The 25821-nt window shown below is 63.9% G+C and carries 24 protein-coding genes and 1 tRNA gene; 9 read left to right on the forward strand and 16 right to left on the reverse strand.

Features of this window, described 5'->3' with window-relative positions; genetic code table 11:
• The first annotated feature begins 90 nt into the window (after positions 1-90).
• A complete protein-coding gene (locus ACLBKS_RS08075; protein ID WP_410192272.1) occupies positions 91-3075 on the forward strand; it encodes a valine--tRNA ligase in 2985 nt (994 codons plus the stop codon).
• 62 nt (positions 3076-3137) lie between these two features.
• Positions 3138-4031 (forward strand): UTP--glucose-1-phosphate uridylyltransferase GalU, encoded by an 894-nt coding sequence (gene galU / locus ACLBKS_RS08080; RefSeq protein ID WP_410192273.1) that lies wholly within the window; start codon positions 3138-3140, stop codon positions 4029-4031.
• A 414-nt stretch (positions 4032-4445) separates the two neighbouring features.
• Here the strand turns inward: galU and ACLBKS_RS08085 are convergent, their stop codons facing one another.
• From ACLBKS_RS08085 to cysM, 3 genes are all read right to left on the reverse strand, one after another.
• On the reverse strand, positions 4446-4673 hold the full coding sequence (locus ACLBKS_RS08085; protein ID WP_410192274.1) for a sulfurtransferase TusA family protein: 228 nt from the start codon (positions 4671-4673) through the stop codon (positions 4446-4448).
• A gap of 19 nt (positions 4674-4692) precedes the next feature.
• Positions 4693-6324, reverse strand: coding sequence for a DUF342 domain-containing protein (locus tag ACLBKS_RS08090; RefSeq protein ID WP_410192275.1), 1632 nt, complete (start codon positions 6322-6324; stop codon positions 4693-4695).
• A 214-nt stretch (positions 6325-6538) separates the two neighbouring features.
• Entirely contained in the window at positions 6539-7468 is a 930-nt protein-coding gene (gene cysM / locus ACLBKS_RS08095) for a cysteine synthase CysM (RefSeq protein WP_410192276.1), read from the reverse strand.
• 39 nt (positions 7469-7507) lie between these two features.
• On the opposite strand from cysM, the gene ACLBKS_RS08100 reads away from it, so the two are divergent.
• Positions 7508-7592 (forward strand) — tRNA-Leu (locus ACLBKS_RS08100).
• 294 nt (positions 7593-7886) lie between these two features.
• On the opposite strand, the gene ACLBKS_RS08105 is transcribed toward ACLBKS_RS08100, so the two are convergent.
• Genes ACLBKS_RS08105 through ACLBKS_RS08135 form a run of 7 tightly spaced genes read right to left on the reverse strand, consistent with a single transcriptional unit; the run spans position 7887 to position 15862 of the window.
• Complete coding sequence (locus ACLBKS_RS08105; RefSeq protein WP_410192277.1) at positions 7887-8504, reverse strand: hypothetical protein; 618 nt, start codon at positions 8502-8504, stop codon at positions 7887-7889.
• Complete coding sequence (locus tag ACLBKS_RS08110; RefSeq protein WP_410192278.1) at positions 8501-9172, reverse strand: phage baseplate protein; 672 nt, start codon at positions 9170-9172, stop codon at positions 8501-8503. Before ACLBKS_RS08110 ends, ACLBKS_RS08105 begins: the two co-directional genes overlap by 4 nt.
• An 18-nt stretch (positions 9173-9190) precedes the next feature.
• Positions 9191-14227 carry a phage tail protein gene (locus tag ACLBKS_RS08115; protein ID WP_410192279.1) on the reverse strand — a complete coding sequence of 1679 codons (5037 nt, stop codon included), beginning with the start codon at positions 14225-14227 and terminating at the stop codon, positions 9191-9193.
• The gene (locus ACLBKS_RS08120; protein ID WP_410192280.1) at positions 14218-14634 is read right to left on the reverse strand and encodes a hypothetical protein; all 417 of its coding nucleotides are present in this window, start codon (positions 14632-14634) and stop codon (positions 14218-14220) included. Before ACLBKS_RS08120 ends, ACLBKS_RS08115 begins: the two co-directional genes overlap by 10 nt.
• Positions 14631-15110 (reverse strand): DUF1833 family protein, encoded by a 480-nt coding sequence (locus tag ACLBKS_RS08125; protein WP_410192281.1) that lies wholly within the window; start codon positions 15108-15110, stop codon positions 14631-14633. The genes ACLBKS_RS08120 and ACLBKS_RS08125 overlap by 4 nt, the downstream gene beginning before the upstream one ends.
• Positions 15110-15487: a hypothetical protein gene (locus tag ACLBKS_RS08130; protein ID WP_410192282.1), complete on the reverse strand. Its 378-nt coding sequence runs from the start codon at positions 15485-15487 to the stop codon at positions 15110-15112. The genes ACLBKS_RS08125 and ACLBKS_RS08130 overlap by 1 nt, the downstream gene beginning before the upstream one ends.
• Before the next feature lie 12 nt (positions 15488-15499).
• Entirely contained in the window at positions 15500-15862 is a 363-nt protein-coding gene (locus ACLBKS_RS08135) for a hypothetical protein (RefSeq protein WP_410192283.1), read from the reverse strand.
• 314 nt (positions 15863-16176) lie between these two features.
• Here ACLBKS_RS08135 and ACLBKS_RS08140 point away from each other — a divergent pair, with 314 nt between their 5' ends.
• The 3 genes from ACLBKS_RS08140 to ACLBKS_RS08150 are packed head-to-tail and all read left to right on the forward strand — an operon-like array spanning position 16177 to position 17676.
• Positions 16177-16755 carry a TetR/AcrR family transcriptional regulator gene (locus ACLBKS_RS08140; protein WP_410192284.1) on the forward strand — a complete coding sequence of 193 codons (579 nt, stop codon included), beginning with the start codon at positions 16177-16179 and terminating at the stop codon, positions 16753-16755.
• 20 nt (positions 16756-16775) lie between these two features.
• Positions 16776-17069, forward strand: coding sequence for a YciI family protein (locus ACLBKS_RS08145; RefSeq protein WP_410192285.1), 294 nt, complete (start codon positions 16776-16778; stop codon positions 17067-17069).
• Between the two features lies 1 nt (position 17070).
• Complete coding sequence (locus ACLBKS_RS08150) at positions 17071-17676, forward strand: DNA-3-methyladenine glycosylase I (protein WP_410192286.1); 606 nt, start codon at positions 17071-17073, stop codon at positions 17674-17676.
• Between the two features lie 72 nt (positions 17677-17748).
• On the opposite strand, the gene ACLBKS_RS08155 is transcribed toward ACLBKS_RS08150, so the two are convergent.
• The 5 genes from ACLBKS_RS08155 to ACLBKS_RS08175 all read right to left on the reverse strand — a co-directional run bounded on the left by ACLBKS_RS08155 (position 17749) and on the right by ACLBKS_RS08175 (position 20439).
• Positions 17749-18306, reverse strand: coding sequence for a dihydrofolate reductase family protein (locus tag ACLBKS_RS08155; RefSeq protein WP_410192287.1), 558 nt, complete (start codon positions 18304-18306; stop codon positions 17749-17751).
• 65 nt (positions 18307-18371) lie between these two features.
• Positions 18372-19190: a fumarylacetoacetate hydrolase family protein gene (locus tag ACLBKS_RS08160; protein WP_410192288.1), complete on the reverse strand. Its 819-nt coding sequence runs from the start codon at positions 19188-19190 to the stop codon at positions 18372-18374.
• Between the two features lie 138 nt (positions 19191-19328).
• Complete coding sequence (locus ACLBKS_RS08165) at positions 19329-19826, reverse strand: SRPBCC family protein (protein WP_410192289.1); 498 nt, start codon at positions 19824-19826, stop codon at positions 19329-19331.
• Positions 19804-20169: an ArsR/SmtB family transcription factor gene (locus tag ACLBKS_RS08170; protein ID WP_410192290.1), complete on the reverse strand. Its 366-nt coding sequence runs from the start codon at positions 20167-20169 to the stop codon at positions 19804-19806. Before ACLBKS_RS08170 ends, ACLBKS_RS08165 begins: the two co-directional genes overlap by 23 nt.
• Before the next feature lie 81 nt (positions 20170-20250).
• Positions 20251-20439, reverse strand: coding sequence for a hypothetical protein (locus ACLBKS_RS08175; protein ID WP_410192291.1), 189 nt, complete (start codon positions 20437-20439; stop codon positions 20251-20253).
• Between ACLBKS_RS08175 and ACLBKS_RS08180 the strand changes: the two genes are divergently transcribed.
• Positions 20438-21775, forward strand: a complete 1338-nt coding sequence (locus ACLBKS_RS08180; protein WP_410192292.1) for an MFS transporter — start codon at positions 20438-20440, stop codon at positions 21773-21775. The genes ACLBKS_RS08175 and ACLBKS_RS08180 overlap by 2 nt on opposite strands.
• 70 nt (positions 21776-21845) lie before the next feature.
• Here ACLBKS_RS08180 and ACLBKS_RS08185 read toward each other — a convergent pair whose 3' ends face one another.
• Positions 21846-22820: an NAD-dependent epimerase/dehydratase family protein gene (locus ACLBKS_RS08185; protein ID WP_410192293.1), complete on the reverse strand. Its 975-nt coding sequence runs from the start codon at positions 22818-22820 to the stop codon at positions 21846-21848.
• 47 nt (positions 22821-22867) lie between these two features.
• Here ACLBKS_RS08185 and ACLBKS_RS08190 point away from each other — a divergent pair, with 47 nt between their 5' ends.
• Both ACLBKS_RS08190 and ACLBKS_RS08195 read left to right on the forward strand, forming a co-directional pair.
• Positions 22868-23926, forward strand: coding sequence for a CDP-6-deoxy-delta-3,4-glucoseen reductase (locus tag ACLBKS_RS08190; protein ID WP_410192294.1), 1059 nt, complete (start codon positions 22868-22870; stop codon positions 23924-23926).
• Positions 23927-24113: 187 nt separating this feature from the next.
• Complete coding sequence (locus ACLBKS_RS08195) at positions 24114-25091, forward strand: tripartite tricarboxylate transporter substrate binding protein (RefSeq protein ID WP_410192295.1); 978 nt, start codon at positions 24114-24116, stop codon at positions 25089-25091.
• Positions 25092-25821 lie beyond the last annotated feature (730 nt).

Raw genomic sequence — 25821 nt, forward strand, 5'->3', positions numbered from 1 at the left:
ATGGCCGTCCCGGTACGGATGACTGGCCTGCCCTGTCGCACCCTTTCCCCTTCTTGCCACGTTTCTCCGCTTCACGGCGTCTCCTACACCATGACCGAAGCCCTTCAGCAACCCGGCCTTGCCAGTCTGTCCAAGTCCTTTGAACCCGCCGCGCTGGAAGCGCACTGGGGCCCTGAGTGGGAAAAGCGCGGCTATGGCAAAGCGGGTGTCCGAGGTACGGGCGTGCCGCAGGCCAGTGCCCCGTCCTTCGCCATCCAGCTTCCGCCGCCCAACGTCACGGGCACGCTGCACATGGGTCATGCCTTCAACCAGACCATCATGGACTCGTTGACGCGCTACCACCGCATGCGGGGCCACAACACGCTGTGGGTGCCGGGCACCGACCACGCGGGCATCGCCACCCAGATCGTGGTGGAGCGCCAGCTGCAGGAGCAGAAACTCAGCCGCCACGACCTCGGGCGCAAGAACTTCGTCGCCAAGGTCTGGGAGTGGAAGGAAAAGTCGGGCAACACCATCACCACCCAGATGCGCCGTTTGGGCGACAGCGTGGACTGGGGGCATGAGTACTTCACGATGGACGAGAAGCTGTCCACCGTCGTGACCGAGACCTTCGTGCGCCTCTACGAGCAAGGCTTGATCTACCGCGGCAAACGCCTGGTGAACTGGGACCCGGTGCTGCAGTCGGCGGTGTCGGATCTGGAGGTGGAAAGCACCGAGGCCGAAGGCAAGATGCACTATGTGCTCTACCCCTTCGTCGACGGTCCGCAGACCATCAAGGGCATCGACGGCGCGGCGGACGAGGTGCGTCCCGGCATGGTGATCGCCACCACCCGGCCCGAGACCATGATGGCCGACGGCGCGCTGGCCGTTCATCCGGAGGACGAACGCTACAAGCACCTCGTCGGCAAGCGGGTGGTGCTGCCCTTGATGGACCGGACGATTCCGATCATCGCGGACGATTTCGTGGACCGCGCCTTCGGTTCCGGCTGCGTGAAGATCACCGGCGCACACGACTTCAACGACTACGCCTGTTCGCAGCGGCACAACTTGCCGCTGATCACCATCTTCACCCTGGACGCCAAGGTCAACGAGAACGGCCCCAAGGCCTATCAAGGTCTGGACCGTTTTGATGCGCGCAAGGCTGTGGTCAAGGATCTGCAGGAGCAAGGTTTTCTGCAAGACATCAAGGCGCACAAGCTGATGCTGCCGATCTGTGCGCGCACGGGGCAAGTCGTCGAGCCCATGCTCACGGATCAATGGTTCGTGGCCATGAGCAAAGTGAGCGACCAGGATTCGACCGGCAAGAGCATTGCCCAAAAAGCCATCGACGCCGTGGCCTCCGGCGAAGTCACGTTCGTGCCCGAGAACTGGGTCAATACCTACAACCAGTGGATGAACAACATCCAGGACTGGTGCATCAGCCGCCAGCTCTGGTGGGGCCACCAGATTCCGGCCTGGTACGACGAGGACGGCAAGGTCTACGTCGCGCGCAACGAGGCCGAGGCGCAGGCCCAGGCCGGCGCTGGCAAAAAGCTCACGCGCGACGAAGACGTGCTGGACACCTGGTACTCCTCCGCCCTCGTGCCCTTCAGCACCATGGGCTGGCCCGAGGCGCTGAACGACACCGCGCCGACCAAGGACTACGACCTCTACCTGCCCAGCACCGTGCTGGTCACGGGTTACGACATCATCTTCTTCTGGGTCGCCCGGATGATCATGATGACGACCCACTTCACCGGTCGTGTGCCCTTCAAGCATGTCTACATCCACGGCCTGGTGCGCGACGCGCAGGGCAAGAAGATGAGCAAGAGCGAAGGCAATGTGCTGGACCCGGTGGACCTGATTGACGGCATCGCGCTCGCCCCCTTGCTGGACAAGCGCACCACCGGCCTGCGCAAGCCGGAGACAGCGCCCCAGGTCCGCAAGAACACCGAGAAGGAGTTCCCCGAGGGCATTCCGGCCTACGGCGCGGATGCGCTGCGCTTTACTTTCGCCGCCCTGGCCTCGCTGGGCCGCAGCATCAACTTCGACAGCAAGCGCTGCGAGGGCTACCGCAACTTCTGCAACAAGCTCTGGAACGCCACCCGCTTCGTGCTGATGAACTGCGAAGGCCATGACTGTGGCCTGAAGGAGCACACGAAGGAACAATGCCAGCCCGGCGGTGAGTTCGCGGGCTACATGCACTTCAGCCCGGCCGACCGCTGGATCGTTTCCGAACTGCAGAAGACGGAGGCCGCTGTTGCGCAAGGCTTCGCCGAGTACCGCCTAGACAACGTGGCCAACGCCATCTACGACTTCGTCTGGAACGAGTTCTGCGACTGGTACTTGGAAATCGCCAAGGTGCAGATCCAGACGGGCAATGAAGCGCAGCAACGCGCGACGCGCCGCACCCTGATCCGCACCCTGGAAACCATCCTGCGCCTGGCCCACCCCATCATTCCCTTCATCACCGAGGAGCTGTGGCAGAAGGTGGCGCCCGTGGCGGGCCGCTGGCCAGCCACTTCCGATGCAGCGGGTCGAGCGGGTGCTTCGGTCAGCGTGGCTGACTATCCGGTCAGCCAGCCCGAGCGCATCGACGAGAAGGCCGTGGCCGAGGTGGCGCGCCTCAAGCAGTTCATTGATGCTTGCCGCAACCTGCGCGGCGAGATGAACGTCTCGCCCTCGACCCGGTTGCCGCTTTACGCCTTGTCCGCCAAAGCGACCGACGCCGAATTCTTGCGGCAGTGGGCGCCTGTGCTGCAGTCCTTGGCCAAATTGAGCGAGGTGCGTGTCTTCACCGTCGAAGCCGAATGGGCTGCCGCCGCCCAAGCCGCGCCGGTGGCCGTCGTGGGCGAGGCCCGCCTGTGCCTGCACATGGAGATCGACGTCGCCGCCGAGAAGGTTCGCTTGGGCAAGGAAGCCGCGCGTTTGCAGGGCGAAATCACCAAGGCCACGGCCAAGCTGGGCAACGAGGCCTTCGTGGCCAAGGCTCCGCCCGCAGTGATCGAGCAGGAGAAGAAGCGCGTCGCGGATTTCACGGCCACGTTGTCCAAGGTCCAGGCCCAGTTGGGGCAGCTGGAAAAAGCCGTGTCATGAAACGCTGGCATGCTGGCGCCATCAAATTTGAAGTTGGGTATCCCTGAAGGAGTGAATAACGCATGAGCAATGTAATCAAGACGGCCGTGTTTCCCGTGGCCGGCCTGGGCACCCGTTTTCTGCCCGCCACCAAGGCCAGCCCCAAGGAGATGCTGCCGGTGGTGGACAAGCCCTTGATTCAATACGCGGTGGAAGAGGCTTATGCCGCGGGCATCCGTCACATGGTCTTCGTGACGGGCCGCAACAAGCGCGCGATCGAGGACCACTTCGACACCGCCTATGAACTTGAGAACGAGCTGGAGCACGCGGGCAAGCATGCGCTGCTGAATGTCGTGAAAGCCATGGCGCCGGACGACATGCTCTGTTCCTACGTTCGTCAGCCGCGCGCCTTGGGTTTGGGGCACGCCGTGCTGTGTGCCGAGCACCTGACCGAAGGCGCACCCTTCGCCGTGCTGCTGGCCGACGATTTGATGATCGGCCCGGACGAAGGCCCTTTGAAGGGGCAGCCGGTGCTGGCGCAGATGGCCGACATCTTCCGACGCCAGGGGCGCAGCGTGTTGGCCGTGCAGGAAGTACCGCAAGACCAAGTCAAGCGCTACGGCATCGTCGCAGGAACGCAGGCCGGTGATCGGCTGCTGCAGATCGAGCGCATGGTCGAAAAACCCGCGCCCGAGAAGGCGCCGTCCCGCCTGGCGGTGTCGGGGCGTTACATCCTCACGCCCGCGGTGTTCAACCAGATTCGCCAACAGCCGCGTGGAACGGGTGGCGAAATCCAGCTGACGGACGGTATCGCAGGTCTGTTGGCGAGTGAGAGCGTGTACGCCTACACCTACGCGGGTAAGCGCTACGACTGTGGCAGCAAGGAAGGTTTTTTGCAGGCCACGGTGGAGTTGGCCTTGGCGCACCCGGAAGTCGGCGCGAGCTTCCGCGAGTATTTGAAGACCTTGGCTGTTTGATGCCGGTTTCCAGGGGACGGCTGTGGCCGTGCCCTGGTCTTGGTTCTGGCCGTGGTCTCAGCCTTGGTTGTGGCCTCGGCTTCGCGAGTTGGGGGAACGCCGCCCGCCTCATATGATTTGCTGCGCAAATCTAAATCGGCAGTCGGCGTTCCCCCAACTCGCTTGAATTTGCACGGTTGGCGCGCGCCGCAGAAATAGGGGGCGCGAAAGCGCGTGGCGTCTGTTGAGGTTTGTCGCGAGCCTACAAGCACGAGGGCGCCCGAGGCAGGGGAACCCGACGATTTGGATTTGCGCAGCAAATCGTATGAGGAGCGGTCTCCTGCCTCGGGTGCCCTCGTGCGTCCGAGCTCCAGCCTCCGTATTGGCGTTGCCGTCCCCGACGGCTGTAGCCTGTGCTGGACAGTGAGTGAAAACTCAGCGTCGCTTCAACACGTGGATGAAGTCCGTCCCCTCGCTGCTCTGCTCCAGCAACTCATTGCCGGTCTGCTTGGCGAAAGCCGCGAAGTCACGCTTGGAGCCAGGGTCGGTCGACACCACGCGCAGCACCTGACCGCTCGTCATCTCCGACAGGGCTTTCTTGGCTTTCAGGATGGGCAGGGGGCAGTTCAGCCCCCGCGTGTCCAGTTCACGGTCGATCTGCATTGGAGGGTCTACCGTCCGATCAGGTGACCACCGTGGAACTGCCGCGCGAGTCGACGTGCAAGATGTGGCCCGTCGGGTCGAGCGTGAAGGCGCCCGCGTCATAGGGCTTCTGCAGCCTGCGCGAGCGCTTGCCGAAGATCAGGGCCACCGAACCCTCCACGCACTGGGAGACTTCGACGCGGGCGTCCTGGAACATGGCCAACTGCTCTTCCAGTTTGTTCTTTTCCTTCAGCAACTTGGCCCAAGCCTGCAGCGCTTGCTGCAGTGCGGCCTGCGCGCGCGGCAAGACGTTGTTCTTGTCGCCATTGGCTCGGAGGTGCTGCACGGCCTTTTTCAGATTCTCCTGTTCGGCTTCCATCTTCGCGATCTCGGCCTGGACTTCCAGCAGCTTGGCTTCGAGGATGGGGTTCACGCCCACCTGCACGGTCGTCAGGCCGCTGGCGTCGTCCGCCCCGATCTGTGGGGCGCGTACCAACATCATGCTGCGCGTGGTGCCGCCGACGATGCGCCCGCGCTTTTGTGCCTTGACGCCAACGATCACTTGGTTGAGCGCCTGCAACTCGCTTTGCAGCACCATGTCGTCGATCGAGATGACCGTGCCCGCCGAGATTTCGGAGTTCTCGACAAACTTGGCCGACACCGCGCCTTCGGCCTTCACCTTGGCGTGAGCGATGATGCCGCGGCCGATCTGGATGTCGCCACCCGCCTCGAGCTCGGCGCCCTCGACCGTGCCGCCGACGACGATGTTGCCGGTCACCTTGACCTTCATATTGGCCAGCACGTCGCCCTTGATTTGGATGCTGCCATCAAAACTGACGTTGCCGCTGTCCATGTCCACCGAGTCCATGGAGAGCAAATCCTCGACCAGCATGCCGTTTTCCACCTGCACCGGCTGGCCCTTGATGTCGGCTTCCAGCACATTGAAGTCACCGGGGGAATAACGCACGCCCTTGAGCACGTTGGCGAATGGCGTGTCGATGCCTGGCGTGGGCTGCACGGCATTGCCGCGCACGTCCCGTCCCGGCACACCCTGGGTCGCCGGGATGCGGCGCATCAGGGGCGTGCCCGGCTGCACGAAGGGGATGTCGCCCAGCTCGCGAAAGTCGATCAGGCCGTCCTCGTTCACCTGCGGCACGCGCACCGCGACGGTCTTGATCAGCAGCTTGAATTCGGCGTCGGCGCCATCCACGGGCGGCTTCTGGAAGGCCACTTCGATCTTGGTCGGCATCACGGCTTTGCAGGCCACCAGCACGGCCTTTTCATCGATGCCGAACACGACCCCGGCCTGCTGCAAGGCGCGTGCCACGTCGGCGCGCTGCAGCGATTTGCCGCCACGCGCTGGCGCCACCTGCAGCCAGGCGACCGAACTGTCCGCCGCTACGCCCACCATGACCGAGGCATCGCGCTTTTCGGCGATGGGGACCTCGAACCCCTCGGGAGAGCCTTCCCAGCGTTCGACCAGCACGCCGATGCCATCGTCCAGGATCATCCAAGCACCATAACCGGCTTGGTCCAGCAGGTTGCGCACGGTGCCGCCTGTCAGCGGGGTGCGGCTCTCGGCGGGGCTGACCTGCGCGACCACGCGCACGCCTTGCTCCGACAGGACCAAGCTGTCGATGCCTTGGGGTTGGCTTGCCTCTTCTTCCGACATGGGGATATTTCTCCTTTTTGTTGTCAGCGTGGCGTCTGTCCGTCAGCAGGCGTGAACGTACGGCTGCAGGCAGGTAGTGTAGGGCCTCTTGCCGGACGCGCTGTGGCGAGGTTCCCCTGAGGCATCTCAGGGGCTGCCCCGGTGGTGAGCACGTCGCTGGGGGTGCGAAAGTCTCCCCCGGCTTTAAGTGACCCCGAAACTTGCAGACCTGGCCTCAGGCCGGGAAAACGCCGGTGGACAGGTAACGGTCACCCCGGTCGCAGACGATGAAGGCAATGGTGGCGTTGCGTACCTGCTGGGCGACCTGCTGCGCCGCCCAAAGGGCACCGGCAGCCGAGATGCCAGCGAAAATGCCTTCTTCCCGCGCCAGGCGGCGGCACATGTCTTCCGCCTCGTCCTGTCCCACGTAAATCAGTTCATCGACCAAGCTGGCGTCGTAGATCTTGGGCAGGTACTCCTGCGGCCACTTGCGGATGCCCGGGATGCGCGCGCCTTCGGCCGGTTGGGCCCCGACGATGCGGATGGCCGGGTTTTTTTCCTTCAGGAAACGCGCCACGCCGGTGATGGTGCCGGTGGTCCCCATCGCGCTCACGAAATGGGTGATGCGTCCGCCGGTCTGTTCCCACAACTCGGGGCCGGTCGTTTCGTAATGGATACGGGGGTTGTCGGGGTTGGCGAACTGGTCCAGCACCCGGCCCTTGCCTTCGGCCACCATCTTGTCGGCCAGGTCACGGGCGTATTCCATGCCGCCCGCGCGGGGTGTGAGGATGAGTTCCGCGCCAAAAGCCTTCATGGTCTGGGCGCGCTCGATGGACAGGTCCTCCGGCATGATGAGCACCATTCGGTAGCCCTTGATGGCCGCCGCCATGGCCAAGGCGATGCCGGTATTGCCTGAAGTGGCTTCGATCAAAGTGTCGCCCGGCTTGATTTCGCCGCGCTCCTCCGCCCGCCGGATCATGGACAGCGCTGGGCGATCCTTCACCGAACCCGCCGGGTTGTTGCCCTCCAGCTTGCCGAGGACCACGTTGCCGCGCTGGGCATTGTCCGCCGCGCCGATGCGCTGCAAGGCGACCAAGGGAGTCTTGCCAATCGCGTCCTCGATGCTCGGGTAAACGGATTTCTGGGGCTTGGGTGCGTCATTCATAGGCCGCACTGTGCCATAATTCGCGCCTTCCTCCTCCGTGCCGGAGTGGTGAAATTGGTAGACGCAGGGGACTCAAAATCCCCCGCCGCAAGGCGTGCCGGTTCGATTCCGGCCTCCGGCACCACGCTTCAAGCCCGCTTTTCAAGCGGGCTTTTGCTTTTGTGCCTGCAGCCGGAATCGAACCGGCACGCCTTGCGTGGGCCGTATTGTTGAAGCGTACTGAAGTACGCGGGTTCGATCCGACCTCCGGCAACACGCTTCAAGCCCGCCTTCCAGGCGTGCTTTTGCTTTGTATCTCTGGCAAGGACTGAACCGGCACGCCTGGCGAGCGGTCGAATGTGAAGCGCGCTTTGCGCGCGTGTTCCCAGTTTCGGCCTTGGCAAAGCGCATCAAGCCCGTGGTCGGCGAGCCTGGTGCATCAAATCGTTGCCAGCGCCGCACAGGCTGCGGCACAGGTTGAGCGAATTTGCGTCAATTCGGACATGGATTCGACCGCCCGCTTCGCGCCAATACGCAACTGTTCGATCTGAGCGTTCAATGGCATCCAAACCTCGGCCTGTGAGATGACCGCCAGAGCCGCAGCTTCGGGACTTGTACCTGTCGCGGCGGCCTCCACCGCGACCAGCGGCCAGGCCGAGGCATTGGCGGGAGGGTTGTCGGACTTTAGGGCGGCGATGTACCCTCGAGATTGCTGTTCCTTGAGGATGTAAGTCGCTTCCTGCCCTGGCACGACCGTGATGTGGCGCGAGCGCGCCCTGCCAGCGGCTGTGTCGATCTGCGCATGTGCAGCGGCCACGGCACGTCTCAGCAAGGCGGCTTGTTGCTCGGACGTCAGCACTTTGTCGGTGACCATGAACTCCACCCGGTCCTGCAAGTGCGGTACCGGCCAGACAGGCTTGCAGGTCTGTGTGGTGGGGTCGAATGCCGGTGGCTCATAGCGGGCGCACCAGCCGCCCTCCGGTACCTGCACGGTGTGTGTAAGCGCAGTCACGCGCCGCACCTCCAGGCCTTGCGCGTTCAGTATGGACCAATTCATGCTGTGCGCTTCCACATCTTGACGACCAGGTACGGTGGCAAATTCGCATTGACCCCAGAGACGCCCGCGCTGTTGGTGCCGGTGATTCCGGTTGTACTTGCCGAAGTGGAACTGCTTATGGGGGCGCCGGCCCGCCCGCTTCCACTCGACACTCCGTTACTTAAGGCGAAATACCCGTATGCGTGGCTATGGCCTGGATCACTTATGGAGTGTGTATGCGCTACAACAACTGCGTCTGCGGTACCGCCAGTCTCGCCTAGAACATCAAAAACGCTGTTGCCGGTGTCCTGCCCGACGAGCACCCGACCTGCACCGATCGAGGTCCATGTCCCAAATCCGAGAAGCGTTGCTGGGCTCGTTCCTACATTCGCGTTGATGTAAACCGACCCGACGGGGTATGCCGCTTGCAACACCTGCAACACCGCGGAGCTTTGCAACTCGTTGACTTTCATCGCCATGTAATCCAGCGCGTCTTCCCATACCCCACCAGGACCGAGCTTTTCAAACTTGCGTGCCGACAGGTTCAGGCGCACGGCACCCTCGGGGAGGTTCTGTGGAGCGGTTGAGCCCGGGTCGAACATGCGCGCCTGGTCGACCATGCGGTCCCCCGTGCGGGCGAGTAGTTGAATTTCGTTTTCTTCAATGTCGAATGGGGCATGGTTTGCCATGACGGGGTCCTTTCAATGTCAATAACGTCGAATGACGGCGGTCACATCCGCCTCGACCAGCGCCTCAGCGCTGTTGAAGACGAACTCGTTGATATGGCTCAAGGTGGCCGGATCGCTGTCCACCTGAGGTGCCAGACGCTCACCGCCGTTGCCGGCGACACCCGGCGCAATCGACACAGTCGCCAGCAAGTCCGAAGGCAATGGCAGCGCGATGCCGGGTTGGGTGGCGCAGCGCACCAGGTAGGCAATGCGCTCAGGCACTTGCGCTGCGGTGCAGGACATGAGGGCAGGGCGGCACAGCCACAAGGTCGAATCCAGCGTGCCGCTCGACGCCGCTTGAGCGGCGCTGAAGGCCGCATGGGTCACGCTGGCGTCGGATCTGAACTCTTCAAGCACGTCCAACAACTCGCCCTGGTCGTCGTAGACCCCGCTGTACCCCGTATCCACGCCAACGTAGCCCGCCGGGTGAACATAAATTGCCACCAGGTACCAGGTATCGGGCAGAGGCAGGTTCAAGGTGGCCAGTGCGCCTGTGACGGGCGCGCCTGCCAGGGTCTGCAGACTGCCATCCGTCGCGCCTGCGATCTCGAACTGGCCTGCTGCCATGTCCTGTTTGACCCAGCAGGCATACAGCAGACCCGTGGTGCTCAGGGCCGCAGGCAAGCCATCCACGCGCAGGCCGGTCGAATGGCCGGCGTTCACGCAAGCCCACAGCGGTTCGGGTTGGCCACCAAAGGGTTCAGAAGGGCCACCATCGAGCACGATGGCGTTTTCAGTGTCTGCGCCGAGCAGGTTCCAGCCCCGAGGCGGCATGCTCATGGCGGGCTCCCACACGTTCCAATAGGTGGGAAGGCTGCTGCGCAGCGCATGGGCACCCCCTGGCACAGTGCGCCCAGTGAGCTGTTCCGTGCGAACCTTTACGAAGAGGTCCACCGAGATCGCGTCGTCCAGCAGTTTGAGGACCGTGGCATCGTTCGGCACGGACACGGCCAGCCGGATCTTCCAATAGCGGAAATTGTTCCGAACGTCGCTGATTTCCACCGGTTCGTCCGCGACGATCGGCGTCGATTGCTCGCCCACCAAGACCCCGCTCGTGAAATCGGAGTCCAACGCGGTGGTCAACGTGATGGTCGCCGCCCCGCCGCTACCGGACAGAAACTGAAGTTGGTACTGCGCGCGAATGATCATCGCTGGCAGTACTTGGCCTGCGTCCCACATTTGCTCGTAGTAGGCGACGAGGCCGTCGTGCGCGGGCTGTACCCAGCGCGCATAGCCGTCAGCCATCTTGTCGGCGCGGCTGGACCAGCCACGGGCGTCGAATACATCGGCGCGAGATCGCGATGGATCCACGGGCAAGAGCAGCGCCCCATTGGCGGGGATGAGGTAGGCCTTGCTTTTCACACCCGACCCATCCGCGACGTAGCGGCCGTGGCGAACAAAATCGGGCGGGGCCGCCACATTCAGCGTGATCGTCGTCACTGCGCCTTCGCGCCCGTCGGTGTCCACTGGAGCGATGCCATAGGTGTTCACGCCCGCATCTTGCTCCGCCAGGGTGATGCGGTGTGCATCCGAGCGCCAGCCCAGGGTGCCATTCTTGTAGATGCGGTAGTGGCTGATGGGCAATGCGCTGGCGGAGGCTGGTTCCCAACTCAAGGTGACCGTGTTGTCGATCGTGTAGCCGTCCAGGTCCAGCACACCACCAGGTGCGGTCTTGTTGATGTAGTAGTCGATCTCGCCACCGATATTGCCCAATTGGTCGGTCGCTTGGATCTGGAAATGACGCGTGCCGATCCAATCTGCGGCCAGGGTGATGCTGCTGGCCTTGGCCATCTTCACCTTGGGCAGGCCTTCCACCTCGTAGCTAACGAGGTAGCTGCCCAGTCCGAACTGGACACTCACGTCAGACCAATCCAGCGTGACCGTACTCCCTGAAATGCTGGTGGTCTGGAAAACATGCGTGACACTCGACGGCGCGGGGATGGGCGCGGATGTGAACGTGACTGCCAGTGCGGCACCCGCGCTGTAGTTGCCGCTGGTGTCAAACGCTTTGGCGTATAGCGCCATGGTGGAACCGGGCAATGGCGGCATCACCCGCGCTTGAGGACCTGGGCCGCGATAGACCTGGCCTGAGCTTCCCCAGTCGCTGTCGGTGGATCTGAGCTCGTAGCCCGCGATGTCAGGTTCCGAGGCCTCTGACAATGTGATAAGCAGTCGCTCCCCCTCCGGCACGGCTGTGTAGGAGAGCAGTGCTGCAGGAGGGACGCGCAAACCGCGCACGTCGTATTGAAAGGTATGAGTCGGCCCTTTGCGAGAGCCATGGAAAGGCCGCAGTTCCAACAGCCATGTCTCATCCAAGCTACCTCGCCAGCTTGCCAGTGTGGTGCGAGTGGTCGTCAACAACGCCATCGAGGTGCCCACGCCGCCGAACTCGCCGCTTTCCACCAAGGTACCCCACAGTTCAGCCTGATCGAATGGCCCCACCACGTCAAAACTCGCAGTCACTTCCGTGTAAAAGCTGCTGCCCTGGCGTTTGAGCTCTTCCGTCACAGTCACCGCCGAGATCACGGGCGCTCGAGGCACGAGGCTCTGGCTGGGGGGCGGGGAATACTCCGCGGTGCGGACAAAGGTCCAGAACTCATCCGGTTCAGGAACGACGGTCACGCGCGCCGAATCCCCGTCTTGGCCAGGTTCAATGCTCGTGATCCGGGCTTTGAGCCCCGGCGTGGATCGGAAATCGAAGATCCAGAGCGTGTCCCATGCAGGCGTGCCGCTGCCGGGCAGCGCTACGCCCGTGGGCCAGGGGCTGACGGGGCTCTCATCCGTGCCCAACTCTGACTTTAGCGTCAACCGGGTGGTTTCTCCTTCGAACGACTCGACCTCAAACACGCGGTACTGCATTTCCCCCGCCAGGCGCAGCCCAATGTAGCGGGCGGCCGAGCCATCCAGCCCTTCGCTGGGGACCGGGTTGTCCAATTCCAGCGTCACGTTGATACCGTCCGTCTCGGCCGAAACCAGTCGACCGCCATACCCCCATTGCGTCAAGTCATGGCTCAAGGCCACCAGGCTGCCCCGTTGATGGGTCAGGTACTCCCAGTCCATTTCGAAGCTGATGGACTTGCGTCCGTAAATGTCCTGGCCCTTGTAGAAACGAGCCAGTTCGGCGGCGTGTTCCTCGCGAGTGATGCCCTGCAACTGACGGCGCGCTGTCTGCTCGAAGACTTGATCCTTCGATTTCATCGGAACACCGACCTGACGCCAAGCCCAGCCAGCTTGGGCGTCGAAGTATTCCACCTGCAATTCGTCCGCCGTGCGGCGCAGGTCATAGCTCACAGCGAAGCTGCGCGCCTTCATCGACGCCATGTTGATGACACCCCGCACGGGTTGGTCCTTGCTGAACCAGGTCACGCCCCATTTGCCGTTGCTCATGCGGCCTACGCTGCCCATGCCACAAGAGGCAATCGTCTGCAGCAAGTCGTTCAGGCCCATGCTTTCTTGGACCACCATGTCGCACCGATAGTCGTTCAGCGCGCAGTGCGTCATGAACCCCTTGAGGCTGTCCATGTCGATGCGGTGATCGCTCAGGCCAGCGCCAGCCAACAACTTGCTGGTGTTGTCGTTGTTGTCGCGGCGTATGCCTCGCAAGAGTCGCAGGATTTGGGCGCCAGGGTTGCTGACGCCTGCCGCGCCGGGTTCACTCACGAGGGTCCAAGCGCCGCCACCTTCGACGCGGGCATCCCAAAATTCCAATGGCTGGCTGCGCGCGATCCAACTCACCTCGTCCAGTGCCCCATTCAACTGGCCACTGGCCCGAACCATGATTTGAGCGCGCGCTTGTCCAGCATAGTCCGCCGGATCCGGCAAATAGCTCTTGAGCTGTGTCCAATAGACCGTGTTGGATCCGTCGCTTGGGTTTCCGACATCCGGTGTGACCTTGCGCATCCGAACGTCGTATTGCCCCTTCTCGACGTTCCGGGTGAATGTCCGCCGCAGCGGGGTCGTGGATTTCGAGGAGAGTTCGATGTCTGTAGGGGTGTAGACGTAGGTGTAGCCAGGAACACTATTGGCATTGCCTTCTCTATCTCTTGTCGTGTGCCCTGCCACCACCACGTTGTAGGGTTCGGTCACATAGAACTTCTCCCATGTGGATGTTCCAACCCGACGATATTCGATCTCCAAATGCAAGACAGCGTTCCGAAAACTTCCTTGGCTGTTCTGCCTGTAGAGGGTGGCTTCGATGTCGACATCGATGCGCGTGCAGCCGTCGCTGGTCGTGCGTGTGGTCCATCCGTTGGCGTGCTCAATCAAGGAGCCCGCCACAGTTTCCACGTCGGTCATATCGGAAATCTGTCCCGTGTTGCCGCTCCAGAAACCGTTCTTCAGCACGGTCACGTCCTGGTAGAAGTCGATGGAGGTATCGCCGATCTTGATGTCTGACACGCTGCCGCAGTGGATGCCTGCGTCCAGCATGATGGATTGGTACTGATCGGGTCCTTGAAACCAGGTCCAGGGCTCGTTCGCAAAATCCGGGACCATCTTGGTTTCGCCCAGGACCAGCGCCACCTGCTTGTAGGGCCGGGCTCGGTTTCGACCACCTTGCAAGGAGTAGGTGGGGTTGATGCTGGGATCGCTAGCCCTGGGGATCGGCGGTGGCAGGTACTTGTTGATCAGCGCCATGCCAACGTACTGAACAGCTACCGCCGCATATGCACCGTACGTGCCGACATATGGAGCCGCGGCACCACTGGTTAGCCAGATCGCAACGATGGCCACAGCGATCATCGCGATATTGCGCGCATTTCCGCCTTTGATCGCAGGGGCAATTTCCACGATCTGCCCGGGTTTTGGTCGCACTCGCACCCACAGCGTTTGTGGAACGTTCACGCCCCCAACGCTGACATGCCAATGGCCAAGGTGCGATCTGCTCAGGTCCAAGCCCTCCGCATCCAGCAACTCAGCCAGGGTCTGTCCGGCGGGCGCGTAGCTGACACGCATGGCCTCGAACGGCCGAAGTGCCGTGCTCAAGACGAGTGAAGATGATTGCGGGGTCACATCCATGTGCGGTACTCCTCTACCGTCAATCCCAAAGCGGCGAGCTCGGGCAGGGGTTGCAGCAAGACGCCCAGCGCCGTGCTGTGGGCGTGCAGCACCCAGGGTTGGCCAGAAGCGTCATGGAACAAGGTGCCAATGTGCCAACTTCCGTCGAGGGCACGCATCAGCACCGCGCAGCCAGTCTCGGCTTGCTCTCCAGCCGCGAGGTTCAAGCGTGTAGAAACCGCATCGCGCTGCGTCACGACGGCCTTGTCTTGCTCCGCGCGTCGGCGCGGGTGGCAGGGCAGGGTGACACGCCGACCAAACAATTCCAGTTGGACGTCGATGGCCAGATCAGCGCAGTCGTAGCGCCCTGGGACATAGCTTCGTGTGGTGTAGCGGGCCGCTTGGGCCAGCGTGGGCCGCGTGCTCATTCCGCAGTTCCCTTGAAGAGACCGGGGCGAGTGGTCGGATCAATGCGGATCAGAACGGCCGGGCGGCGCATCAGATCATCGTCGCCCAAGGTAAAGCTCAGCATCGGTGCGCTGGCATCCGCTTTGCTGATGCCCGTGGACCATTCCCACTGCACAATCTCTGGGGCATCGCGACGCACGAATTTCATGACGCACTCCAGCGCGATGCCTGGCGCTAGCCCGTCCAGCAGCGGAATCATGTCGCGTCCGATGTTGTCCACTTGCAGCGTGGCGCGCGCGGCTTCACCCTCGACGTTTTGAGGTGGCGTGATGCGCATCGGCAGGCCAATATAGGTGTGGCCGTCGATGGTCCAGTTGCGTGTGTCCTGCGCCAGGCGCACCGGGTCGTTGCCACCGATCACGTCGATTTCAACCAGCCAGAGCTGTCCTACTGGGTCGCTGACCGCTTGCAGGTTGCGAATGCTGGGGCTGTCCATCACGCGCCGCTCCAGGTCGAGCGCATGAGTTCCAGCTTGACCGTTCTCGTCGCGTAGGCCAACGTATTGCTCTCGAACTTCAGCGCCCCGATCTCGCCCTGTGCAAAGTGCGCTTGACGAACTGTGCCCGTGCGTGGGTCAGTGAAGTCGAACCAGTCTGCGCCGGAGTTGATCTCCTGGTCGAACCAGTCTTCGAACTCCGTTTGCTGCGCGATGGTGTTGAAGTAGAGGGTCAGCTCCAGGCTGTCACGCGCGTCGCTGGCAATCCGTCGACTGCGTGGTCGCCCGCGCTCTAGCTCAGAGGTCTGCACCACGTTACCAGGCGTGAGCGTCATCTCGCGCCAGCCGATCTGAACCCAAGTAGGGAAAGTAGCCATGTCTTCCATCTCTCAGTCAAAAGTGGGACGGTGGCTGCCGCTGTTCCACACGTTGATTAAGTCTTCGAACTCCAGCGAATCCGGGACCGAAACGGGTTCGTTCGCATCCAATTGAACGGAAGAATCCTCTTCGTCCTCTTCGTCCTCTTCGTCCTCTTCGTCGAGTTCTCTCGGACCTAGGGCTTGAGACATTGGCTCCGCGATGGTCTTTTTCGGCAGCACATCAAAGTCCTGAGCTTCGCGTTCAGCCTGGCTTGGACGGGTGTTAGTGTTGGTGTGGGTATCGGGATTGCTGTCGGTCATGCTGCGCTCCATCGGTATAAATCCGCTGGATGCGACTGTGCCGGCGACCGTCAGAACGAGTAAGGCCAGCATGTGCTGGCTCAGTGGCCAGTACTTCTTTAGGAAACCTGCATCCCTACGAAGGTTGCGCCTTGATCGGCGCCGTGGTGCTGCCCCAGGACGTGGCGCGCGCTGCCTACGGGTTGGCCACCGAGGCCCTCAAGCAGACGGGGCCGTTGATCGATCTGGAAGGTGGGTTTCTTCTTGGGGGCTTGAGATCGCGGTGGCACGACTGCCCGACTGCTCCGTTGTCGGGATCGGGGCGACCAATTCGGACCATCGTGTTGACACATTAGGACGGTTATCCTACATTCTGGCGAGCATAGGACATTTGTCCTAATCAAGCCATGACCAAACGCGACCATATCGTCCAGGCAGCCGACGCGCTGTTCTACGAGCGCGGCTTCGAGCACACGTCCTTCGCGGACATCGCCGACGCCGTGCAGATGTCGCGTGGCAACTTCTACTACCACTTCAAGACCAAGGACGAGATCCTGGACGCGGTCATCGCCCTGCGCCTGGACCGCACGCGCGCCATGCTCGCGCAGTGGGAGGCCGAGGTGGACAGCCCGCAGGAGCGTATCTGCCTCTTCGCCGAAATCCTGGTCCGCAATCAGGCCAAGATCATGAAGCACGGCTGCCCCGTGGGCACCTTGTGCATGGAGCTGGCGAAGCTGGAACATGCCGCGCAGGACGGGGCGAACGCCATCCTCGACCTGTTCCGCGAGTGGTTGCGCGGCCAGTTCGCGCGCATGGGGCGCCGCAAGGACGCGGACGCGCTGGCTCTGCACTTGCTGGTGCGCAGCCAGGGCGTGGCCACGCTGGCCCAGGCGTTGCGCGACCCGGCCTTTGTGCCGCAGGAAGTGGACCAGATGGTCGTCTGGGTTCGGTCCTGCGCGCCGCCTGCAGCGCGTGGCCGGTCTTGAGGCATTCAGAGGAGAAGTGCATGTTCGTCGTTGTTCTCGGTTTTTCCACCCAGCGGGCCCAGGCCGCTTTGCATCTGGCGGGGCACCAGGCTTGGCTGAAACAAGGCTTGGACGAGGGGGTGTTCCTGCTGGCCGGCAGCCTGCGGGACCGGGGAGGCGGTGCGCTGCTGGCGCATGGCCTCACGCGCGAGGCGCTGCAGGCGCGTGTGCAGCAAGACCCGTTTGTGGTGGCAGACGTGGTGCGCGCCGAGATCATGGAGATCACCCCGTCCCTCGCCGATGCGCGCTTGCGCTTTTTGCTGCCCGAGGCTTGAGATGGGCACCGTACCCGGCCCCGATGGACGGCCACGCTGCCGCTGGTGCGCGGCCGCGCCCGAGTTCTTCCACTACCACGACACCGAATGGGGCTTCCCGGTGGACGACGACCGGCGCCTGTTCGAGAAGATCTGCCTTGAGGGCTTCCAGTCCGGTCTGAGCTGGCGCACCATCCTGGCCAAGCGCGAGAACTTCCGGGCCGCCTTCGCGGGGTTTGACTTCCACCGCGTGGCGCGCTTCGGCGCGTCCGATGTCGAACGGCTCCTCGCCGACGAGGGCATCGTGCGCCATCGCGGCAAGATCGAGGCCACCCTCCACAACGCCCGCATGGCCGAGGAGATGGTTGCCCGAGAGGGCTCGCTGGCAGCCTACTTCTGGCGTCACGAACCCGATCCCACGCAGTTGCCGCCGCCGCAGACCCAATCCACCTCGGCTACGTCACTGGCTCTGTCCAAGGACCTCAAGCGGCGGGGCTGGAAGTTCGTCGGCCCCACCACGGTGTACGCCTTCATGCAGGCCATGGGCCTGGTCAACGACCATGCCAGCGATTGCGTGACCCGGGCCGCGGTGGCGCGGGCGCGCTTGGCGTTCAAGCGCCCGGTCTGAGTTGGGCGCCTGGTTCGGCCGCTGGGGGCGAGTCGTCGGCCATGCGGCAGAGTGAAACCAGATCAATCCGCGTCAGCGCGCGCGCCGGTAGTGCATGACGACCGCGCCGCAGCGCAGTGGCTTGGCCGTGACCAGCTCCAGCCCCCGTGTGCTGGTTAGCCCGCCCTGGTACAGCGTCGGGCCATGGCCGGCGATTCGGGGATGGACGAGGAATTGGTACTCGTCGATCAGGTCCAGCTGGTCCAGCGCCGTCGCCAGCTTGCCACTGCCGAGGAGCACGCCGGCCGGCGTCGCGTCCTTGAGCTTGCTCACCGCCGTGCGCAGATCCCCAGTGAGGTGATGGCTCTTGTTCCAGGGGAAGTGATTGCGCGTCGACGAGACCACGTACTTCGGCTTGGCCTCCAGCTTGACCGCCCACTCGCGCATCGCTGCCGGTGCTTCCGTGTCGCCCCGGGCCACCGCCGGCCAGTAGCTCTCCATCATCTCGTAGGTGACACGACCCCACAGCATTGCACCGCTCTCGTCCATGAGCTGGGTGAAAAAGGCGTGCGTCTCGTCGTCGGCAATGCCTTCCTGGTGGTCGACGCAGCCGTCCAGGGTGAGGTTGAGGCTGAAGGTCAGGAGGCCCATGGCGTTCTTCTTTCAAGACGCGTGATGAGGCTGAGTTGTGCTGAGGCTGTCACGTGGTTCCTGCTTTAGAACCTGAGCCTAGTCGCCCCCACCCCCGGAAACTCCACGCTGACGTCGTCGCCCTTTTGCGCATCCAGCAGCCCGCACCAAGTTCCGGTGCTGACCACCGTGCCCGCAGGGACGATGGCGCCGTGGCGGCTGAGGTGGCGCAGCCAATCGGGCAGTACCCAGATTGGGTCGCCCACGCCCAGGCTACCGCGGAAGGTGTGCGACTGAGTGCCGATGCGAACTAGGCATTCCTGTGCGTTCCAGTCGTGGGATTGGAAGGGCGCGTAGGGCCTGAAATCACCCAGCACCAGCGCGCCATGCACCTGCAGGTCGGCCAGCTTGAGCAGGGGCGGCACGGCGCGGCCGGCGGCCCAGCGGGTGTCCACGACTTCGATCGAGACGCACAGGGCGTCCACCAGGGCCGGGGCGTCTTCGGGCGTGAGGCGCTCAGCGCGTTCCGGCGTCACGGCCTGGCCCAGGCGCAGCGCGATCTCAGCCTCGACCCAGCGGTGGCGCAAAGGGATCGCCCCCAGCGCGCTGCCCGACGGCCGGACCCCGGCCACAGGCAGTGGCGCATGCCGCATCGGGTCGGAGCGGGTCGGCCCGCCGGATTTCCAGTACGGCGGCACGCCCGGCGGATGGCCGAGCGCGGCGTACAGCCGCTCTTGCAGCGCATAGGCCTGTTCCAGGTGGGTGATGGTCGTCAGGGCGCTTTGTTCGTCCACGACGGAGCCACTTCGGTGGGCATGCAGCAAGCTCTGAACGATGATTTCGTCGGTTTCGCCAAGGGCAAAAGGGACGGCGAAGGCAGGTTGGGGCTGAGGTATGGAGGACATGGCCCCATTGTCCTCGGACGGCGCAGTGGCCCGCAATTTGGCATTCGCCATTCGTTCGGCCGCGATGTCTCCGCGTTATTGCCGCTCTGCAGCGGGTCGGCGTTTCGGGCCCCGCTGTTTGAGTTGCTGAGTTGTCGCTCAGCCCAAGGTGGGCAGCAATTCGTCGAGTTGACCGAAGGTCTCGACCAGGGCCTCCGACGCACCCGTGCCGGCGGCGTCGAGCGCTTCTTTCGAGGGATGCAGCTCGTGCATGACGACCAGCGTCTTGCCATCCTTCTCCTCGAAGGTCACCGTGGTGATAGGGCCGTCCGGGCTTTCCTCGTTGGTCCAGACCAGGCGCGAGTTCGGCGTCACTTCCTGGTAGGTGCCGAAGAAGGCCGCTTCCGAGCCTTGGTAGCTGAACACCAGGCGGTACTGGCCGCCAACGCGCACATCCATGTTGCAGGAGAGCAGGGTCATGCCCATGGACTTCGGCACCCACCAGCGCTGGAACAATTCCGCTTGCGTCCAGGCCTGGAACACGAGGCGCGCTGGAGCGTTGAACATGCGCGTGACGACGACCTCACGCGCGGACTGGCGTTCCACCGTGGTGGGGTGCTTCCTGGGGCTGGGCTTACTTTCTTTGCTTGCGTCCATCGACTTGCTCCTTGTGTTTCAGTTCTTCGATGACGCCGTCCAGCGCGTCGAAGCGCGCGGCCCAGAGCTGGTGGTAGCGCGCGATCCAGGCCGCTTCTTCTTCCAGCCGGCGCAGACCGAGCTTGCAGGTCCGCACCCGCCCGACCTTTTCGGTGATGACGAAGCCCGCCTGTTCCAGCACGTCGACATGCTTCTTCATGCCCGTGAGGGTCAGGTGGAACTTGTCGGCCAAGTCTGTGATCGAGGCGTCCGACTGCCCGAGCTGTTCCAAAACGCCGCGGCGGGTGGCGTCGGAGAGCGCGGCGAACGATGCGTTGATGGAATTGGCTTGATACTGAACCATTTGGTGCAGTATCGTGGCGAATCGGATCCGGCGCAAGAGACCTAGGGTTTACACTGGCGTGACCTGGAAATGCTTGAACATTCAAGCAGTGCGTCCGTGCACCGCGGACGCCAAGGTGTTTTCCAGCTTGCCGAACTGGTCGTTTTTGCGGTCCATCGGCCCGACACACGATGTCGGGCTCTCTTGGCCGCACACCGCACCTACCCGGGCTGAGGCCAGTTTCCGCTGCTCCTTGTTGTTGTCGCCCCCTTCTTTCGTCATTTCTTCCATGTCTGCTTCTGCCACCCCCGCTGCGTCGGCACCCGCCAACACGCCGCGCCAAGTCGCCATTGCCTCCCTCGTGGGCACGGCCATCGAGTTCTACGATTACTACATCTACGCCGCCGCCGCGGTGCTGGTCTTCAACTCCCAGTTCTTCCCCAAGGGCAACGATTCGGTCGCCATGCTGGCCTCGCTGTCCACGCTGGCGCTGGCCTTCCTGGCGCGGCCCTTCGGCTCGGCGCTGTTCGGCCACTTTGGTGACAAGCTCGGCCGCAAGCAGACCCTGGTGGCTTCGCTGCTGACCATGGGCCTGTCGACGGTGGCCATCGGCCTGCTGCCGACCTACGACAGCATTGGCCTGTGGGCGCCGGTGCTGCTGTGCATCTTCCGCATCGGGCAGGGCATCGGCCTGGGCGGTGAATGGGGCGGTGCTGCGCTCGTCGCGACCGAGAACGCCCCCCAGGGCAAGCGCGGCTGGTTCGGCAGCTTCCCGCAGCTGGGCGCGCCCATCGGCCTGTTCGCGGCCAATGGTGTGTTCTTCCTGGTCACCGCCTGGCTGGGCGTGGAGGCCATGGTCGAGTGGGGCTGGCGCATTCCTTTCCTGCTGTCCATCGTGCTGGTGGGCGTGGGCCTTTACGTGCGCCTGAACCTGCATGAGAGCCGTGTGTTCCGCCAGGCCGAGGAAGCCGGCCGCAAGGTGCACGCGCCCGTGGGTGTGGTGTTCAGCAAACACGGCGTGGCGCTGCTGCAGGGCACGCTGATCATGACGACCACCTACGTGCTGTTTTACTTGATGACGGCCTTCGTGCAGGTCTATTCCAAGAGCGCTGTCGCCTTGTCTGCGGCTGGGCATGTGCTGGGCTTGGGCATACCGGCCAACACCTTCACGGGCATCTTGCTGGTCGGCGCCATCGTGTTCGGCATCTGCACCAGCCTGGGCGGTGTGCTCGCTGACCGTCTGGGGCGCCGCCGCTGGCTGACGCTGGTGACTCTGGCCATTGCGGCTTTCGGCCTGGCGATGCCTTACACCCTGGAGGGCGCCACGCCTGGGCCGCTGCTGGCCTTCGTCTGCGTCGGTTTCGTGCTGATGGGAGCCACCTTCGGTCCGATGGCTGCCTTGTTGCCCGAGTTGTTCCCGACCGAGGTGCGTTATTCCGGCGCTTCGCTGGCCTACAACCTGGCGTCCATCGTCGGCGCTTCCGTGCCGACCCTGGTGGCTTTGCAGATCAACGCCAGCCACGGCTTGTCCGGCGTGGGCCTGTACTTGGCGGCGAACTGCTTGCTGACGCTGGCGGCCCTCGCTGCCACCCGTGAAACACGGGATCTGGACCTGAGCCGGGTCTAAGCCGGGTCTGGCCCTCGCCTCGGTCAGGCCCGCGTAGCGCCCCTTCGCCGTTCCCGTCTCGGGCGGTGGATCACAGCCCCTGGGCCACCGTGGGGTAGCGCAGGCTCAGGCGCAGCTCCTGCTTCATGCGCCGGTTGTCCAACTGGCGCGACTCCCGCAGAAAGCTCATGCGCTCCGGTGTCAGGGCCTGCTCGGCCTGCGCGCGCGTGAGGCGCGGCGCGCGGGGTAGGCCGTAGCGCTGCGCCGCGAGGTCGAGGTAATCCCCCAGCTTCATGTGGCTGTCGTCGCTGACGTGGTAGACGCGTTGTGGTCGGCCACGCCAGAGGGCCGCAATGCAGGCGCGCGCCAAGTCATCGGCATGGATGTGGCTGGTGTAGACATCGCCTTCGGCCCGCAGCGTGGGCGTACCCGCCAGCAGGCGCTCGCGCGGGGTGCCGCCCGGGCGGTCTGGTGCGTAGATGCCGGGGATGCGCAGGATGCTCACCCGGCGCCGTGCGCTGCGCTGGCCCCAGTCGCGCAGCAATGCTTCCGCCGCCACGCGCCGCCGCGCCCGTGCCGTTATCGGGCGGGGGGTGCGGGTCTCGTCGATCAAGGCTCCCGCGCAGTCGCCGTACACGCCGCTGGTGGAGCCGTAGATCAGGGTGGTGCTTGTTCCCGCGCCGGACCCGGCCCGGCCGTGCGCCAGCGCCCGCAGCAGGGCGCGGGTGCGCGGGTCCCCTTCGCTCTGGCCGGGCGGTGGTGCCAGGTGCAGCACGTGCCGCGCCAGGCCAGCCAGGCGTCGCAGGCTGGTGGGGTCGTCCAGGTTGCCCACCAGCGGCGTGATACCGCGTGCGCGCAGCTCGGGGAAGCGCGCTGGGCTGGAGCTCAGGGCCAGCACGCGCACCCGGGTGGGCAGGGCGGCCACGGCCCGCAGGCCCACGTCGCCGCAGCCCACGATCAGCAGGCGGGTGCGCCTGAATCGCATGGGGCGGGCGGGTCGAACAGCGGGGCGGTGGGGCCGGGTGGTGGGCAGGCCGGCCAGGCGCCGGGGGGCTGGCAAAATCATGGGTTCAACGCAGTTTTCTTCTGGAACCGAGCAAGGATAAAGAGAGCATGACATACCAGGTCACGGTGCAGCCGAGCGGGCGCTGTTTTGGCGTGGAGCCGGGCGAGGCGATTTTGGCCGCCGGCATCCGGGCGGGCATCGGCCTGCCCTATGGCTGCCGTGATGGCGCCTGCGGTTCCTGCAAGAGCAAGAAAATTTCCGGCACGGTGGTGCATGGCGTTCATCAGGCCAAGGCTTTGAGCCCCGAGGAGGAAGCCGCGGGCATGGTGCTGACCTGCTGCGGCGTGCCGCACAGCGACGTGGTGCTCGAGTCGCGCCAGGTGGTGGAGGCCGGGGCCTTTCCCATCAAGAAGCTGCCCGTGCGCGTGAACACGTTGGAGCGACTCTCGCCCGACGTGATGCGCCTAGTGCTGCAACTGCCCGCGAACGACGGCTTCCAGTACCGTGCGGGCCAGTACGTGGATTTCCTGCTGCGCGACGGCTCGCGCCGCAGCTATTCCATGGCCACCGCGCCGCACACCCGTGCCGGTCAGCCGGACGCCACCCCGCCGGTCGGCGCCATGATGGAACTGCACATCCGCCACATGCCCGGCGGCAAGTTCACCGACCATGTGTTTGGCGCGATGAAGGAGAAAGAAATCCTGCGCGCCGAAGGCCCCTTCGGCAGCTTCTTCCTGCGCGAAGACAGCGACAAGCCCATCGTGCTGCTGGCCTCGGGTACGGGCTTCGCGCCCATCAAGGCCCTGATCGAGCAGATGCAGCACAAAGGCATCACCCGGCCGGCGACGCTTTACTGGGGTGGCCGCCGTCCGCAGGATTTCTACTTGAATGACTGGGTGCAGCAGAAGGTCGCGGAAATGCCGAACCTGAAATACGTGCCCGTGGCCTCCGACGCTCTGCCCGAAGACGGCTGGACGGGCCGCACCGGTTTCGTCCACGCCGCCGTGCTGCAGGACATCCCCAATCTGTCGGGCTATCAGGTTTACGCCTGCGGCGCGCCCATCGTGGTCGAATCCGCGCAGCGCGATTACGTGAAGGCAGGCCTGCCCGAGGAAGAGTTTTTCGCCGACAGCTTCACCAGCGAGGCGGACAAGCACGGCGCGTAGCGCCGTGCTTGCGGCGAAGACTCACTTTGCGAAGCAAAGTTAAGGTGCGAAAGCACCGTGTCGTAGCCACAAACACTACATTGCAGGGTCATATCCGCGTAGCGGATGTGAGCCGGAGCTACAAGCACGGCGCGTAGCGCCGTGCTTGCGGTGCAGGCTAACTTTAAGAATTACTTCAGGAGACACCATGCAACGCAGACACCTCTTGCTCGCTGGCACGGCCGCGGCTGCCGTGGCGGCCACATCCGCCACGCGCGCTCTCGCTCAGCAACAGCCCATCCGCCTGATCGTGCCCTATGCGCCCGGTGGTCCGCTGGACGTGACCGCGCGCGCCCTGGCCGAGCGCGTGCAGGCCAGCCTGGGCACGGTGATCGTGGACAACCGCCCGGGCGCGGGCGGCAACATCGGCGCGGACGCCGTGGCCAAGGCCACGCCCGATGGCCTGACCATCGGCCTGGCGGCAACGGCCACCCATGCCGTCAACCCGTGGTTGTTCAGCAAGATGCCTTTCGATGCCGCCAAGGACTTCGCGCCGATCACGCAAATCGCGCGCGTGCCCAATGTGCTGGTCATCAACGCGCAGACCGCGCAGCGCCTGGGCATCCAGGACCTGAAGAGCCTGATCGCCCATGCCCAGGCCCATCCGGACAAGTTGAACTACGGCAGTGGTGGCAATGGCAGCGCGGGCCATCTGGCGGGTGAGCTGTTCAAGTCCGGTGCGGGCATCTCCGTGCTGCATGTGCCTTACAACGGCGCCAATCCCGCGCAACTGGCCTTGGTGAGCGGGCAGGTGGATTTCAACTTCGACAACCTGGCCGCGGCGTCCGCCAACATCAAGTCAGGCAAGCTGCTCGCCTTGGCCGTCACGTCCGCGCGGCGCAGCGCCATGCTGCCCGAGGTTCCGGCCGTGGCCGAGGTGTTGCCGGGTTTTGCCATCGACACCTGGTGGGGGCTGGTCGCGCCCGCGGGCACGCCCAAGGATGTGATCGCGCGCTTGAACCGCGCCTTCGTGGAAGCGCTGAATGCGCCCGAAACCCGTCAGCGTTTCGCCGCCTTGATGGCCGAGCCCGTGCCCACCACGCCCGAGGCCTTTGGCGCGCTCATGCAGGGCGAGCTGGCGAAGTACCAGCAGGTGGTGAAGCTGAGCGGGGCGCGGGTGGATTGAGTTTGTGGGGAGCCGCGCCGAGCCTGCCGCCCGCGCGCTCATGCGGGGATGGCCTTCGGCTCCGCGCTTCAGCCGTGCCTGAAGCCGCTGCGGCATAACTCACTGCGCGCCCACCTAGTCAGGTGAGCGCTCCGTTCAAACACGATGCCGCAAATCAGAAGACGATGCGCCGCACTTGCGGCGCTGCGGCTTCAGGCCCATCTGAATCGCCATCCCCGAAATCGCACGCGGGCGGCAGGCCCGGCGCGGCGATTGCGTTGCTGTGACATGCATTGCGGGGCTTCACGGTTTGTTATGCGTGCGGGACTGCGCTATCGTTGTCTGAATTCTTCAAGCAAAACAAATACTTAGATTGCTGCAAGGAGAGACCAGGATGAATGTCCCTCCAAGTTATTCAGCACCTTTGCAGTCCATATCACTTTAGGCATCGCATTGGCATCGCTTGTTCGCTACTTCAGCCGCGAAGACTACGCCCAATCGCTCGTTGAGGAAGGCGCAGTTCTCCTTCGCTCGTTGTCATACTTCAGAGACTACGAGGACGCGGGTGTAAGGGCAGATCCTTACGAAGGAACGCTTGCCCATCGCCCAGACGATGGGCTCAAGGCGCAACTCGTCAAGGAACGCCAAACACTTGAGCTTCCTCATACGTTCGAGGCTCGGACCAAGGAAGACGACATCCTTGTCTATTGCCTCAGCACGGAACTAAGCCCCTACATAGGGCGCCGCTTCG

This window comes from Hylemonella sp. W303a, from assembly GCF_046452315.1.
GTDB lineage: Bacteria > Pseudomonadota > Gammaproteobacteria > Burkholderiales > Burkholderiaceae_C > Hylemonella.